This window comes from Aquifex pyrophilus (assembly GCF_054656935.1).
Map to the genome: position 1 here is coordinate 36,292 of NZ_BAAHXJ010000003.1, position 12,681 is coordinate 48,972.

18 protein-coding genes and 1 tRNA gene are annotated in these 12,681 nt (G+C 45.0%); 12 read left to right on the forward strand and 7 right to left on the reverse strand.

The window, feature by feature from the left end:
* The first annotated feature begins 1 nt into the window (after position 1).
* From rplQ to ACYQZ0_RS00740, 3 genes are read left to right on the forward strand one after another with little or no spacing between them, the layout of a single operon-like run.
* Positions 2–358, forward strand: coding sequence for a 50S ribosomal protein L17 (gene rplQ / locus ACYQZ0_RS00730; RefSeq protein ID WP_459774466.1), 357 nt, complete (start codon positions 2–4; stop codon positions 356–358).
* The gene (locus ACYQZ0_RS00735) at positions 358–594 is read left to right on the forward strand and encodes a YggT family protein (protein ID WP_459774468.1); all 237 of its coding nucleotides are present in this window, start codon (positions 358–360) and stop codon (positions 592–594) included. Before rplQ ends, ACYQZ0_RS00735 begins: the two co-directional genes overlap by 1 nt.
* The gene (locus ACYQZ0_RS00740) at positions 591–1,103 is read left to right on the forward strand and encodes a 4Fe-4S dicluster domain-containing protein (protein ID WP_459774470.1); all 513 of its coding nucleotides are present in this window, start codon (positions 591–593) and stop codon (positions 1,101–1,103) included. The genes ACYQZ0_RS00735 and ACYQZ0_RS00740 overlap by 4 nt, the downstream gene beginning before the upstream one ends.
* Here the strand turns inward: ACYQZ0_RS00740 and ACYQZ0_RS00745 are convergent.
* Positions 1,096–2,064, reverse strand: coding sequence for a calcium/sodium antiporter (locus ACYQZ0_RS00745; RefSeq protein WP_459774472.1), 969 nt, complete (start codon positions 2,062–2,064; stop codon positions 1,096–1,098). The two genes, ACYQZ0_RS00740 and ACYQZ0_RS00745, sit on opposite strands and share 8 nt — an antisense overlap.
* 20 nt (positions 2,065–2,084) lie before the next feature.
* Between ACYQZ0_RS00745 and ACYQZ0_RS00750 the strand changes: the two genes are divergently transcribed.
* From ACYQZ0_RS00750 to ACYQZ0_RS00765, 4 genes are read left to right on the forward strand one after another with little or no spacing between them, the layout of a single operon-like run.
* Positions 2,085–2,486 (forward strand): phosphate-starvation-inducible PsiE family protein, encoded by a 402-nt coding sequence (locus ACYQZ0_RS00750; RefSeq protein WP_459774474.1) that lies wholly within the window; start codon positions 2,085–2,087, stop codon positions 2,484–2,486.
* Positions 2,483–3,592 (forward strand): efflux RND transporter periplasmic adaptor subunit, encoded by a 1,110-nt coding sequence (locus ACYQZ0_RS00755; protein WP_459774476.1) that lies wholly within the window; start codon positions 2,483–2,485, stop codon positions 3,590–3,592. Before ACYQZ0_RS00750 ends, ACYQZ0_RS00755 begins: the two co-directional genes overlap by 4 nt.
* Positions 3,589–4,839: an ABC transporter permease gene (locus ACYQZ0_RS00760; protein WP_459774478.1), complete on the forward strand. Its 1,251-nt coding sequence runs from the start codon at positions 3,589–3,591 to the stop codon at positions 4,837–4,839. The genes ACYQZ0_RS00755 and ACYQZ0_RS00760 overlap by 4 nt, the downstream gene beginning before the upstream one ends.
* Entirely contained in the window at positions 4,832–5,509 is a 678-nt protein-coding gene (locus ACYQZ0_RS00765) for an ABC transporter ATP-binding protein (RefSeq protein WP_459774479.1), read from the forward strand. Before ACYQZ0_RS00760 ends, ACYQZ0_RS00765 begins: the two co-directional genes overlap by 8 nt.
* On the opposite strand, the gene rsfS is transcribed toward ACYQZ0_RS00765, so the two are convergent.
* From rsfS to ACYQZ0_RS00780, 3 genes are read right to left on the reverse strand one after another with little or no spacing between them, the layout of a single operon-like run.
* On the reverse strand, positions 5,506–5,835 hold the full coding sequence (rsfS, locus tag ACYQZ0_RS00770) for a ribosome silencing factor (RefSeq protein WP_459774481.1): 330 nt from the start codon (positions 5,833–5,835) through the stop codon (positions 5,506–5,508). The genes ACYQZ0_RS00765 and rsfS overlap by 4 nt on opposite strands.
* Positions 5,823–6,746, reverse strand: coding sequence for an outer membrane protein assembly factor BamD (gene bamD / locus ACYQZ0_RS00775; protein ID WP_459774483.1), 924 nt, complete (start codon positions 6,744–6,746; stop codon positions 5,823–5,825). The genes rsfS and bamD overlap by 13 nt, the downstream gene beginning before the upstream one ends.
* On the reverse strand, positions 6,695–8,074 hold the full coding sequence (locus tag ACYQZ0_RS00780; protein ID WP_459774485.1) for an Rne/Rng family ribonuclease: 1,380 nt from the start codon (positions 8,072–8,074) through the stop codon (positions 6,695–6,697). Before ACYQZ0_RS00780 ends, bamD begins: the two co-directional genes overlap by 52 nt.
* A gap of 34 nt (positions 8,075–8,108) precedes the next feature.
* Here ACYQZ0_RS00780 and ACYQZ0_RS00785 point away from each other — a divergent pair, with 34 nt between their 5' ends.
* The 4 genes from ACYQZ0_RS00785 (at position 8,109) to ACYQZ0_RS00800 (ending at position 10,143) form a co-directional block, all read left to right on the forward strand.
* Positions 8,109–8,900, forward strand: coding sequence for an LpxI family protein (locus ACYQZ0_RS00785; protein ID WP_459774487.1), 792 nt, complete (start codon positions 8,109–8,111; stop codon positions 8,898–8,900).
* A gap of 35 nt (positions 8,901–8,935) precedes the next feature.
* Positions 8,936–9,011: transfer RNA gene (locus tag ACYQZ0_RS00790), tRNA-Thr, on the forward strand.
* Positions 9,012–9,050: 39 nt separating this feature from the next.
* Positions 9,051–9,449, forward strand: a complete 399-nt coding sequence (atpC, locus tag ACYQZ0_RS00795) for an ATP synthase F1 subunit epsilon (RefSeq protein WP_459774488.1) — start codon at positions 9,051–9,053, stop codon at positions 9,447–9,449.
* Positions 9,433–10,143 carry a tRNA1(Val) (adenine(37)-N6)-methyltransferase gene (locus ACYQZ0_RS00800; protein ID WP_459774490.1) on the forward strand — a complete coding sequence of 237 codons (711 nt, stop codon included), beginning with the start codon at positions 9,433–9,435 and terminating at the stop codon, positions 10,141–10,143. Before atpC ends, ACYQZ0_RS00800 begins: the two co-directional genes overlap by 17 nt.
* Here ACYQZ0_RS00800 and ACYQZ0_RS00805 read toward each other — a convergent pair.
* Entirely contained in the window at positions 10,138–10,458 is a 321-nt protein-coding gene (locus ACYQZ0_RS00805; RefSeq protein ID WP_459774492.1) for a GYD domain-containing protein, read from the reverse strand. The genes ACYQZ0_RS00800 and ACYQZ0_RS00805 overlap by 6 nt on opposite strands.
* A gap of 50 nt (positions 10,459–10,508) precedes the next feature.
* Between ACYQZ0_RS00805 and ACYQZ0_RS00810 the strand changes: the two genes are divergently transcribed.
* A complete protein-coding gene (locus ACYQZ0_RS00810) occupies positions 10,509–11,060 on the forward strand; it encodes a DUF507 family protein (protein WP_459774493.1) in 552 nt (183 codons plus the stop codon).
* Here the strand turns inward: ACYQZ0_RS00810 and ACYQZ0_RS00815 are convergent.
* A complete protein-coding gene (locus ACYQZ0_RS00815) occupies positions 11,057–11,611 on the reverse strand; it encodes a M23 family metallopeptidase (protein ID WP_459774495.1) in 555 nt (184 codons plus the stop codon). The two genes, ACYQZ0_RS00810 and ACYQZ0_RS00815, sit on opposite strands and share 4 nt — an antisense overlap.
* Positions 11,589–12,656 carry a bis-aminopropyl spermidine synthase family protein gene (locus tag ACYQZ0_RS00820; protein WP_459774496.1) on the reverse strand — a complete coding sequence of 356 codons (1,068 nt, stop codon included), beginning with the start codon at positions 12,654–12,656 and terminating at the stop codon, positions 11,589–11,591. Before ACYQZ0_RS00820 ends, ACYQZ0_RS00815 begins: the two co-directional genes overlap by 23 nt.
* Positions 12,657–12,681 lie beyond the last annotated feature (25 nt).

A 12,681-nucleotide genomic window follows, 5' to 3' on the forward strand; every position in this document is an offset into this window, starting at 1 on the left:
GATGAGGCACAGGGTTAAGAAGAAGCATTTTGACAGAACTAAGGAGCAGAGGCTCGCCCTTTACAGGTCTCTTGCAAGGGCTTTAATATTTGATGAGAGAATAGAAACTACAGTTGAGAGGGCAAAGGCACTAAGGAGCTTTATAGAACCTCTCGTTGAGCTTGCAAAGGAGGGAACGCTCCACGCAAGGAGACAGGCACTCAGCAGGCTACCCGACAAACCCGCAATAAAGAAGCTCTTTGAGGAAATAGCACCGAGGTTTGAAGGAAGAAACGGGGGATACGTAAGGATAATAAAGCTCCCCTTCAGGAGAAGGGGTGACGGCGCGGAGATGGCTATAATTGAGTGGGTTGAGTAGTGATAATAAAGCTCGTTAAGCTCTTCCTCCAGCTCCTTATTATTCTCGTTTTTATCCACGCCCTCGGCTCCTGGTTTCCCTCCGTAAGGAGGAGCAAGCTTTACTGGTATATAGACTGGATTGTTGAGCCCCTTCTCAGGCCCATAAGGAGCGTCATAAAACCCGTTAACGGCATTGACTTTTCTCCCCTCATTCTTATACTTATCCTCACACTCCTTCTGAGGTTATTCCGATGAAGCGACCAGTAATGCTCATAGACCTTGACAGATGTATAGGATGCCTCTCCTGTGAAGTTGCGTGCGTTCAGGAAAAGGGACTTGAACAGCTCCATATAAGACCCATGAGGGTTTTAAGGGTTGAGGGTGTGGGAAAGGAGCCGGGAGCCTTTTATTACCCGATGAACTGCTTTCACTGCGAACCTGCTCCCTGTGTCCTCGCATGTCCCACTTCCGCAATGAGGAAGAGGGAAGAGGACAGGATAGTTTACGTTGAGCAGACCCTCTGTATAGGGTGTAAGGCATGTATAATAGCATGCCCTTACGGGGCGATAACCTTTAACCCCTCAACCCAGAAGGTTGAGAAGTGCGATTACTGTTATAAAAGAGTAGAACAGGGACTCCTACCCTCCTGCGTTGAGAAGTGCGTTACGAACTGTCTTTACTTTGTTGAAGTTGAAGAGGTTCCGAAAGAGAGACACAAACTGAGAAGAATAGACGAAAAGCTTTATAAAGAGGTCTTTACCTGAGTTCAAGGAACCAAGAAAGGAAAGCGTAAACCGTGTAAATAAGCAGAAATAAAGCCCCTTCCCATTTGTCTATGACGTATTTGCTTCTTCCCCAGAATGCGGAAAGAAGTAGAACGAGCGTAGCAACAAAGAGAACACCAAGGTCTACATTCGTTCTTTCTGGAACGGGAACGCTCCTTATAACGGAGCTCGCACCCAGAACGAGTGTAACGTTAAAGATATTTGACCCCGCAACGTTCCCGAGGGCTATATCGGGGTTTCCCTTCCTCGCTGCAACCGCTGAGGCAAAAAGCTCGGGAAGTGACGTTCCTATCGCAACCATAAAAAGACCTATAATAGCCTCGCTCACTCCGAGAGCTTTAGCGACGCCCACAGCTCCATTTACAGTCCAGTCCGCTCCCAAAACAAGACCGATAAGACCCAAAATCGTAAAGACCAGAGCCTTTAAGGGGGATAAAAGCTTATCCTCCTCCTCTTCCGATAAGGCTTCTCTCTCAAGGTAGGCAACGAGAAAATACATATAGCCTATGAAGGTGATTATGAGAACTATTCCGTCCGTTCTTGATATCGAAGATACGCTGTCTCCGTTCAGAATTCTATCGTTTGCCATAGCCATAAGTGTTAAGGTGAGGAAGAAGTTTACGGGAATCTCTTTCTTTACGAAGGTTGCGTGTATTGAGAGGGGAGTTATGAGGGACGCAACTCCGAGTATCAGGAGAATATTCGCTATATTTGAACCTATCACGTTTCCCAAGGATATGCCGGAGGCCCCCTTTAACGCAGCGGCAACGTTTACCGTAAGCTCGGGGAGGGAAGTCCCAAAGGCAACAACCGTAAGCCCTATTACGAACTGGGGAATGCCAAGGCTTCTTGCGAGAGAGCTTGAGCCGTCTATGAGGAGGTCCGCACCCTTTACAAGAAAGGCTATCCCTACAGCGAGAAGTATGAAATCCGCAAACATTTAATATACTTATACCATTAATGGGAAACTTAAGGGAAAGGCTCCATAAACTCTTTTCGGTGTTGATACAGTCCTTTATGTGGATAACTATAGGCTTTGAATTCGTGAGCCTCGTTGTAAAAATATTAAAAAGCATTCAGAACCTTACACTCTTTGATACCCACGAGATAATCATAAAGGTTCTCAACATTCTCATAATATACGAGCTTTTTACAACCCTTCTGACCGCCTTTGAGGAAAACAGGATAAAGCTCAACCTCATAATAGATACCGCGATGATATTTTCCATAAGGGAGCTTCTTATAATAATATTCACATACAAGAAGCTTGAGTTAGATGTAGGTTTATCTTACGCTTTAATACTCGGAGTTCTGGGAATACTAAGGTTCCTTTATATGAAGTATAAGTTAGAGGGAACATGAAGAAGGCTTCATTTTTTCTATTTCTCCTGCTACTTTCAATCATTCCCCTTTACAAGCTCTTATTTCACAAGGATTACGAGGTTTATGTGGTCAGGAAAATGCCCCTCGTTAAAGCTGTTTACGCAACGGGATACGTAAAGACCGAGAACGAGGTAGAGGTAAAGGCAAAGGTATCGGGATACGTCGTGAGGATATTTAAGGATACGGGAGATGAGGTGAGAAAGGGGGAGGTATTAGCTTTTATAGAGAATAAGCCCCTTGAGAAGGAAATTGAGAGGGTAAAAACGGAGATAGAAAACCTGAAGGAAAAGATAAGAAAGGGCTCTCCCTTTAGAAAAAGTTATGAGGAAAGGATTAAAGCACAAGAGGAGAGAATAAAAATCCTTGAGGAGAAACTCAAAAGAAGAAAAAAGCTTTACGAGAGGGAACTCATATCCAGAGAGAGCTACCTTGAACTTGAAAGGAAGTATAAGGCTGAACTGAGCACCCTGAGAGCCCTAAAAAGCGATTACGAGGAGAGCGTAAGAGAGGTGAGAAGAAAGCTAAGAACCTTAAAGAAGAGACTTGAAGAGCTTGAATCTAAGCTTTTTGAACACTACGTAAGGAGTCCCGTGGACGGAGTAATTCTCAAGAGAAACGTTGAGGAGGGGGATTACGTCAACACCTTTATGGAGACAAAGCCCCTCTTCATAGTGGGAAAGAAAGGAGAGGTAAAAACCATTCTTGAGGTTGATGAGGAGTATGGCGGTCTTGTCAAGGAACGTCAGAAGGTTTACATATACGTTGAAGCCCTGAAAGGTAAAGTATTTGAGGGAAAAGTCGTTAAGGTTTACCGATTCGTTGATAAGGGCAGGAAAACCTTTGAGGTTGAAGTGAGGGCTGATTACGGAAGTGATATCCTTTCGGGAACTACCGTTGAGGCGAACATAATCCTATCGGAAAAAGAGGGTATAGCGGTTCCCGAGGAGGCTATTGAAGAGAATAAGGTAAAGGTCCTGAAAGAGGGAAAGATTTTTGAAAAGGACGTTGTTTTAGGGGAGAGATACGGAAATCTCGTTGAAGTTCTCAGAGGATTAGAAGAAGGGGATAAAGTGGTTCTGAGATGAGAGGAATACTCTTCCTCGCTTACAAGTTCTTCCTTGAGAGGAAGAGGCAGAGTATAATAGCGACCCTCGGTGTGGCTATAGGAACCGCAGCATTCATAGTTATGAGCTCTATGGTTAACGGATTTCAAAAATACTTCCTTGAGGAAGCCCTCAATATAAACGGACATGTCAAAGTCTTCGTGGAGAGTCCCGTGGACGAGGGAAAAATTCTGAGGAATGTTTACAAAGGGGGAGCTTTTGAGGTTCTGGGTGCAAAGCCCCAGCCAAAAAAGGACAAGATATCAAACTACAGGTTCATACTTCAGAAATACCAGAAGAATCCCGAAGTGGTCGGTATAACGATACACCTCGTCGGGAACGGAGTTGTGACCTACGGGGTTAAGGAAAAGCCAGCTACCTTTGTAGGAATAGTTCCGAAACTTGAGGACAGAACGCTGAGCGTATCCTCTTACCTCGTTGAGGGAAATCTTGAGGAGATTGAAAGGAACAAGAACGGCGTTATTCTCGGCATAAAACTGGCGGAAGAGCTCGGGATAAGGGAGGCGGGAAAGAAAATAACACTCGTATCCCCAACGGGAAGCCTTCACGTCTTAAAGGTTGTGGACCTTTTAAATACGGGCATAACCGAGATAGACAAGTCCCGCGTCTACCTACATATAAAGAAACTCCAGGATATACTCGGAAGACAGGGAGAGGTGAATGAAGTCGTCTTAAAGCTGAAGGACCCTGATAAGGCTCCCCAATTTGCCCAGAAGCTGAAAAAAGAAACGGGATACAAAGCGGAAAGCTGGCAGGAGTCCTTTAAGAACTTTTTATCTATCTTCAAAATTCAGAAGATAATAACCCGTTCGGTCGTCTTTGCAATACTCCTCGTTTCGGGCTTCGGGATATTCAACATAATAATGATGACCGTTATGGAGAAGAGAAGGGAGATAGCTATTCTGAAGGCGATGGGATACGAGAAGAGGGATATAATCCTCGTTTTCGCCCTTCAGGGTGTAATAATCGGCGTTCTTGGGGGAATTATAGGGAACGTGGGCGCGTATATAACCCTTGAGTGGCTTGAGACCGTTAGAATAGAAGTTGAGGGAATAATAAGGGCTAAGGGCTTTATCCTTGACAGGAGCCTTTATTATCACCTTTTCGGCTTCCTGTTCGCACTTCTCGTTTCCTTTGTAGCTTCCTACTACCCCTCTTACAGGGCTTCAACCTTTCACCCTGTGGAGGTGTTCAGAAGCGGTGGATAAAACTATACTTAGGGCAAAGGGAATAAAAAAGTTCATAAGGAATTACGAAATCCTTAAAGGGATAGACCTTGAGGTGAAAAGGGGAGAGTTCTTAAGCGTGATGGGACCCTCGGGCTCTGGGAAGAGCACCCTTTTATACATTCTTGGACTCCTCGACGCACCGGACGATGGGGAGCTTTTCCTCCTGGGAAAGAAGGTTAATTTCTCAATGGAAAAGGAGCTTAGCTTCCTGAGGAATAACTACCTCGGTTTTGTCTTTCAGTTTCACTACCTCATTCCCGAGCTTACAGCCCTTGAGAACGTGATTATTCCCCTTCTAAAAAAGGGTCTTCCCTTTTCAAGGGCAAGGGAAAAGGGAAAAGAGATATTAGAAAGGCTTGGACTTGGAGACAAGCTAAACAGAAAGCCTTATCAACTCTCGGGAGGAGAACAACAAAGGGTGGCCATAGCACGGGCCCTTGCAAACGAACCGGTTTTACTCCTTGCGGACGAACCCACGGGAAACCTTGACTCCGTAAATACCCAAAATGTTATGAACATATTCAAGGAGATAAACGGAGAGGGAACAACCATTGTGATGGTAACTCACGAAGAGGAACTGGCAAAACAAACCCACAGAACCTTGATACTCAGGGACGGCAAAGTTGTAGAAGAGAGGGTAAACACTTAAAGCTCAACTCTTTTTGCGTCCGCCCATATCCATTCAAGCCCGTAATACTCTCTCGTTTCGGGGGTGAATATGTGAACTATAGTGTCTATCAGGTCAAGGAGAATCCAGTTTCCGTATTCCTTTCCCTCAACGTGGTCCACGGTATAGCCTCTTTTTTCAAGTTCCTCCTCAAGGTAATCCGCAAGTGCCCGTGCGTGAGTTGGGGAGTTTGCGGTCGCTATAACGAAGTAGTCCGCAAGGTTGGTGAGGTTTGACACGTCAAGGATTACTATATTTTCCGCTTTCTTATTCTCAAGGAGTTCCTTTATGAGCTTTAGCTTTTCCATTTTTCAATTAATTTTAGCAACTTCCTGTAATAATAGTTTTCCCCGTAAACTTCCTTATAACTCTTTAAAGCCTTTTTTGTCTCTTCCCTTGCCCTTTTCTCAATCTCGTTCCACCTTTCTATCTCGCCTTTTAGAAAGCGAATTCTGTTCCTTATGGCCTTTACCTCTTCGGGATTTTTCACCTCCTCAAGGCTCTCCCTTGCCTCTTTTATGAGCTCAAGTATCTTCTCCTTCTCCCTTTTTGCCTGCTCTGGCGTCATTATAAGGTTCTTTATATACTTGTATGCAAGTCTCTCTTCCGAGAAGTATGTGGGGAAGTTTATAAGAACCTCCCTGTATCTTAGAGCTGCGTTGTAGGGATATCCGTATTCCTCGTAAAATTCCGCTATGTAATACTCGTGATATGCGAGCTTTCTGTTTGCTTCCTCAAGGACTTCCTCAACCTTAGTCCTGAACCTGCTTTCCGGATACCTTGAGAGAAACTCCTTAGCCTTCTGAATGGCCTTAATTGTGTAGCTCTGGTCCCTGTAGGGGTCGGGTGCAACCTTTACAAGACTCTCAACGAGTATATAAAAAACCTCTTCCGCTTCTGGACTTCCCGGGTAGTTGGAAAGAAAGTCCTCAGCATAAACCGCGGCGTCTATGTAGTCCTTATCCTTAAAAGCGGACTTAACAAGTAAATACTTTGCCTTCTTTATCTGCTCCGGTGATAGGTGTTCAAGGTAGTTAAGGGCGTTCTCAAAGGCCTTCTTTGCATCCCCGTAATCCCCCTTCCTGTACTCCTTTAGTCCCTTTCTGTAAAACTCTAAGGCGTATCCCCTTCTCCTCTCCTCGGACTTGGGAGCACAAGCGAGGCTTATCAGGAGTAGTCCGAAAAGAATAAGCGGTAGTAATCGGGTTCTTCTTCCCATACCTCTTTTATACTAACCAATCCGTTCAGTTTTTTCCTTCTTAAAAACTCCCTCAAGTTCCTAACAATCCTCGGGTGAGCCCTAATCTCTACTTTTCTGCCTACATGCCTCTCTATTTCCTTTTCTATTGTGTAGAGAATAAACTCCGAGCTCTTCACCTTTCCCCTTCCCCTGCAACAGGGACATTCCTCTCCTAAAATTTCCGTTATACTGTTTCCCTCCCTCTTTCTCGTGAGCTCAAGAAGTCCCGTGCTCGTAATGCCGTGAACCTTTACCTTTAGCCCTTCCCTTTCAAATATCTTCTTCACCTCTCTCAGGAAGTAATCCTTAGTCTCTTCCTTTCTCATCTCTATCAGGTCAATTACTATTATTCCCGCCAAGTTCCTCAATTTTATCTGCCTTGCAACCTCCTCTACAGCCTCCAGGTTCGTTCTCAAGGCATTTTCCTCAAAGGACTCACCGCATCCCTCCCCGCTGTTTACGTCTACAACGACCATAGCCTCTGTTTCCTCAATAACTATAAAGCCCCCGTTTTTAAGCCACACCTGTTTTGAAAAAAGCCGTGATATTAACTGATAAAAGGAAAAATTCTTTAAAAGCTTTTCAAAATCCTTGCTGAACCTTAGTTTTTCCCTGATTTCCTCTCCAAATATACCGCTTATTTCTTTCCATACATCTGCGTTATCTACGCATATCTCCTTTATATACCCCCAGTAATCTCTTATTACCTTTGCAAATCCCGGAATTTCCTCATGGAGTAAACCTTTACTAACCTTACCGCTCTTTTTAAGAATCTCATTCCAGAGATTCCTTAGCTCCTGAAGTTCTTTAAGAATATCCTCTTTACTCGCCTTCAAAGCGGAAGCCCTTATTATCACGCCCTCATTATCCCTTAAGTGCTCCTTTACGAACTGTGCGAGCTCCCTTGAGTAAGGATACTTTTTTATCTTTGAAGATATCTTCAGTTTCTTTACCGTCGGAAAGTAAACGATATACTTACCGGGCAGGTTTATCTTACAGGTTACCTTAGCACCCTTTAGTTCCGTTTCCTCCCTTTTCAACTGGACTATAACGCTATCACCTATCTTCAGTTTCTTACCACACGTATTTTTTTCCTGAAGGAATGCTTCCTTATGAAGGCCTATATCCACAAAGTATCCGTCAAGACTTTTACACTCCCTCTTCACAATGCCTTTGAAAACGGAACCTATAAGCCGACTCGAATCCCTTTTCTCCGCAAGAAAATCTACTATACTTCCCTCGGATAGAACTAATGTGAAAACGAGATGCTCGCTTCCGCTGATAAATACCTCAACCTCGCTAAACACCAGATAGATATTTTAAACTTTTTAATACGTAGGCATGGATAAGATTGGACTTATTGCGGGTGCGGGTAGCCTTCCGATTGAGTTCAAGAGGTCCGCACAGGAAAAGGGAGAAGAGGTTATAACGATAGGAGTTGAAAGGATAACGGATTTTAAAACGAACTACCTGCTTCCGCTGGGAAAAGTTGGAAAACTCCTAAAAATACTTGAAAGAGAAAATATTCGGAAAATAGTTATGCTCGGAAAGTTTGAACACAGGCTCATATACACCGATTTTTTAAAGATGGACCTGACAGCTTTTAACCTCCTCAGGAAAGCAAAAGACAAAAGACCCGAAACACTGATAAAAGTTTTTATGAGCTTCCTTGAGAAGAAGGGATTTGAGTTTATAGACCCAAAACCCTACCTCTCCCACATATTAGCGGAAAGGGGAAGCATAAACGGGCTTGTTCCAAATGATGAGCTTCTTGAAAACGGATTGTGGGGCTTTCGGATAGCGAAGGAGCTCGCGTCTATGGACATAGGCCAGACGGTTGTTGTGAAGGATAAGGCGGTCGTTGCGGTTGAAGCGATGGAGGGAACCCAGGAAACCATAAGGAGGGGAGGAAAACTCGCCGGAAGGGGAACGGTCGTTATAAAGGTTGCGAGGAAAAATCAGGACTTCAGGATAGACGTTCCCACTGTCGGACCAAAAACCCTTGAGGTTATGAGAAAGGTGGGTTCTTTTGCCCTTTTTCTGGAAGCGGGTAAGGTTTTCATAACTGAGAAGGAGGAGTTTATAAATAAATCAAGGGAATACCGCATCCCCGTTTTCGGGCTCGCACCTTGAATTTTTTCCTTTTGAATGATAAATTACCATAAATAGCCCAGGTAGCTCAGTCGGTAGAGCGCACCCTTGGTAAGGGTGAGGGCGCCGGTTCGAGTCCGGTCCTGGGCTCCACCTTGCATAAACAGGAAAATTGTTGGATAATACAGAGACATGATACAGGTTGAGGTTGTTTCCCCGCAAGGACTCCTTTACACCGGAGAGGTTGAGAGCGTAAACGTTCCCACGGTTGAAGGGGAAGTCGGAATTCTGGAGAACCATATGTACCTTATGACCCTCTTAAAGCCCGGACTCGTTTACTTCAACGGGGACGATAAAAACGGGATAGTTGTAACTTATGGAATACTTGATGTAACACCGAAGAAGGTTTTAATCCTCACAGAGGAGGGATACAAGCTCGGAGAGCTTCCTCCCGAATCAAAGGTAAGAGAAGAGTTTGAAAAGGCGGTAAAACAGCAGGCAACAGCTCAAACTATGGAAGAGCTAAAAGAGTGGGAAAAGGCTGCGGAAAAGGCAAGAACGCTCCTTGAAATAATTGAAAAGTACGGATAAGCCCGTTCCCTTTTTCGGGGGAAAGCTCAGGTTCTACCAGCCTGAGAACCATAAGATATCCGTTGACCTTCTCGTATTCTTATCAAAGGTAAGGGGCATAAAGAGAAGCTCCCGCGTTATAGACCTCGGTGCGGGCTTCGGCTTTCTCTCAATAACACTTGCTAAAAAGTTCGGCGTTAAGGTTGTAGCCCTTGAGATAGAGGACCTCATGCTTGAGCTTTTAAAAAAGAACGTTGAGATAAACAATGTTGAGAACCTCGTTGAGGTCGTAAAAGGGGACGTGAGGGAGGTTGAAAAGGTTTTTAAAAGGGCTTCTTTTGATGTGGTTATAACCAATCCCCCCTTTTACCCTCCCCATTTCTCACCGAAACCCGACCCCTACCACTTTGAGCTAAGGGGAAGCCTGAAGGACTTTATAAGGGCCTCTTCCTACCTCCTCAGGGACGGGGGATACTTAAATATTCTTCTCCCCTGTTTCAGAACCTCGGAAGCCTTCAGCTTGATGGAAACGTATAACCTGCCCCCGAGATATCTGGCACTTATTTATCCGACCCTTTTTAAAAAGGCGAGACTTTCAATAATTGTAGGTATAAGAAACGTCAAGGGCCCCCTTGAGTGCGAGGAGCCCCTCATTATAAACGAAGAAAAGGGATACACCCCCTTCGTGAGGGAGCTTCTTGACAACTTCTTATGACTTCCCTCCGGGGACCCCTTTTATCGTTCCTATAATTTCCTTGAAGTCTTTCCACTGGATTGCAGGCCAGGTTTCCGTGGTTGCGTGTCCGAAGGATCGTATAATCATTGCAACCTTCGCCGCCTCCTCGTCGTTTGCAGCTTCAAATATATCAAGGTAATCGTAGGGGCCGAAAACAACAAGGTTCATAACCCACTTAACGCTCGGGCAGTTCTCCTCTATAAGACGCTCGGCCTCTTTCTCAATCTCCTTCAGTTTTTCAAGATTCTTAACGGCGTAAGGTGATATCTTTGTAAGCATTACGTAAAGGGGCATATCTCCCACCTCCTTATTAATAAAGATAGGCTTTTGTATAATGATTTAAAATGAAGTTACCTGAGAGGCTCGTAGAGGCTATAGCGGAATCCATAGTTGAGGAGCTTGCGAATAAAGAAAAAATACTTGAGCTTGATGACCCCTCAACATTTAAGAAGAAGATAATAAAAATCTTTAAGGAGGCTGAGGAGGAGGAAAAGGAGCTGGAGGAAAAGGCAAAGGCGGTATTGAGGCAAAACCTTGAGCTTCTTGAGAAGGAAAACATTGACTACAGAACAGCCTTTCTTGCGGTGAAGAGAAAGCTGGCTGAAGAGATGAACGTAAACGTGGGGAAAAGGGAAAGGCTAAACCAGATAATAAACAAGATTATGGAACTGATAATGAAAGACGAAACCGTTGAGATTTACGAGGACCCACCCGTTATAAGGAGAAAGATAAGGGAGATAGTTATGGGAGCGCTGAAGATAGAGGAAGAGATAGAAAAGGAGGTGAGAAAGAGGATAAGGAAGTACTCAAGGGATATACTGGAGGGAAGTCCCGAGTGGAACATACTTTGGAGGAGGATATACGAGGACGAACTAAAGAAGAGGGGACTTGCTTAGGGAAGGTAAAGTATCGGGTTCTGTCTTATCCCGTATTTCAGGACCTCGTAGTGTAGATGAGGTCCCGTTGTTCTTCCCGTTCTTCCCACGTATCCGATAACTTTTCCCTTAACAACCCTTTCCCCTACATTAACTTCCCTTCCCGACATATGGGCGTAAAGGGTCGTGTATCCGTATCCGTGGTATAGTACGACGACGTATCCGTATCCCCTTACGTACCCGCTGAATATCACTATCCCGTCCGCCGTTGCGACTATCGGCGTTCCCGTAGGTGCGGCTATGTCTATACCTGCGTGAAACTCCCTGTACCTTCCTCTCCTTCTCCATCCGTATTTTGAAGTGACAACGCCTACAACAGGCCATATACTTGGCCTTGCTTCCTCGGGTGTTTTTAAGTTTTCAATTAATTCCTTATGCGCTTCGGGAGCACTTATGAAGAAGTTTAGGTCTTGGTAGGAGATTTCAAAATACTTTCCTTCCGCGGGTATATATCCGGATATGGGAAGGGAAAGGAAGAAGAGGAGGAAACTAAGTAGTAGAGCCTTCCTCATCAAGGTAGAATACCTCGTCGGATATGGGCTCGTTCCACCTCTTGAATCCGGGAAGAGTTTCTATCCTGTACCAGGCGGACCTGTACCATATATCCGTCGGGTTTTTCTTCACAGGGGCTATCTGTGCCGCTCTTGTTTCGGGGTGATACTCCCAGTTCATATAGTGGTTAAAGTCCTGTATTATGTCCGTTATAACGACTCCGTACTCGTTTATGAGTATCTCCTGAAACTCCTTCCACCTGAATATGGAGCTGTCCCTTAGTGTTAGCCCGAAGTATCCCGCACACCCTGCATCTTTAAGAGTTGCTATTCCCCTTCCTATGAAGGCCCTGAAGGCTGCGAAGGTCTCGGGAGGGTCCGTTATAAAAACGTCAAACTTTCCGAGGAAATCTTCCGTATAGGGATTTCTGAGGTCCCAGACCATAGCTTCCGCGTTGTCTATGCCGAGCTCCCTAATTATCCTGTTATCAAAGTCTATTAACCTTTCGTCAATGTCTATAATTAGAACCCTCTTTGCCTTTCTCGTTAGGGCTATGGCGAGACCCGTGAGGTCGTCTTCCGCACCCATAACTATTATCTCCTTACCCCTCAGGTCTCCCCTGCTGTCAAGGAAGAGAACCCTTGATACCGTTGTCTCGGGTGTTACGCTACCCTGGTCGTACTGCTGAACGGGCTTTGGTCTGTCCTTTGCTATCTCAACGAAGGTTCTGTAAAGCTCCTTGTCGTCGTAAAAGGGAATTCCCCTTCCTTCACAAGCCCTGCAGGTGTGCTCCTCGTACGGCTCAATTCCAAGCTCCGCAATAAGGTCGTATCCCTTCTGAGTGAGGAGTATGTTCTCGTTATCGTCAACGAAAGCGTATCCCTCGCTTATGAGCTTCTTTACGATGCCCGCAGCGGCGGGAACGGGGATATCCGATAGGTCAATAATCTTCCAAAAATCTCCCGTCTTTAAAAGTGCCTGAAGAACCCTTTCAACGTTTCTTGCGTGGAGCCTTACCTTCGTTTTCTCCTGTACCTCCTTAGCTATTCTCTCAAGGACGTTCAATCCTTCACCTCCGCAGGGATTTTGC

Coding starts and splice junctions, on each gene's coding strand:
- ACYQZ0_RS00810 (WP_459774493.1), top strand. CDS start 10,509: ATGAAGTTACCTGAGAGGCTCGTAGAGGCTATAGCGGAATCCATAGTT.
- ACYQZ0_RS00760 (WP_459774478.1), top strand. CDS start 3,589: ATGAGAGGAATACTCTTCCTCGCTTACAAGTTCTTCCTTGAGAGGAAG.
- atpC (WP_459774488.1), top strand. CDS start 9,051: ATGATACAGGTTGAGGTTGTTTCCCCGCAAGGACTCCTTTACACCGGA.
- rplQ (WP_459774466.1), top strand. CDS start 2: ATGAGGCACAGGGTTAAGAAGAAGCATTTTGACAGAACTAAGGAGCAG.
- bamD (WP_459774483.1), bottom strand. CDS start 6,746: ATGGGAAGAAGAACCCGATTACTACCGCTTATTCTTTTCGGACTACTC.
- ACYQZ0_RS00740 (WP_459774470.1), top strand. CDS start 591: ATGAAGCGACCAGTAATGCTCATAGACCTTGACAGATGTATAGGATGC.
- ACYQZ0_RS00750 (WP_459774474.1), top strand. CDS start 2,085: ATGGGAAACTTAAGGGAAAGGCTCCATAAACTCTTTTCGGTGTTGATA.
- ACYQZ0_RS00745 (WP_459774472.1), bottom strand. CDS start 2,064: ATGTTTGCGGATTTCATACTTCTCGCTGTAGGGATAGCCTTTCTTGTA.
- ACYQZ0_RS00815 (WP_459774495.1), bottom strand. CDS start 11,611: ATGAGGAAGGCTCTACTACTTAGTTTCCTCCTCTTCTTCCTTTCCCTT.
- ACYQZ0_RS00785 (WP_459774487.1), top strand. CDS start 8,109: ATGGATAAGATTGGACTTATTGCGGGTGCGGGTAGCCTTCCGATTGAG.
- ACYQZ0_RS00755 (WP_459774476.1), top strand. CDS start 2,483: ATGAAGAAGGCTTCATTTTTTCTATTTCTCCTGCTACTTTCAATCATT.
- ACYQZ0_RS00805 (WP_459774492.1), bottom strand. CDS start 10,458: ATGCCCCTTTACGTAATGCTTACAAAGATATCACCTTACGCCGTTAAG.
- rsfS (WP_459774481.1), bottom strand. CDS start 5,835: ATGGAAAAGCTAAAGCTCATAAAGGAACTCCTTGAGAATAAGAAAGCG.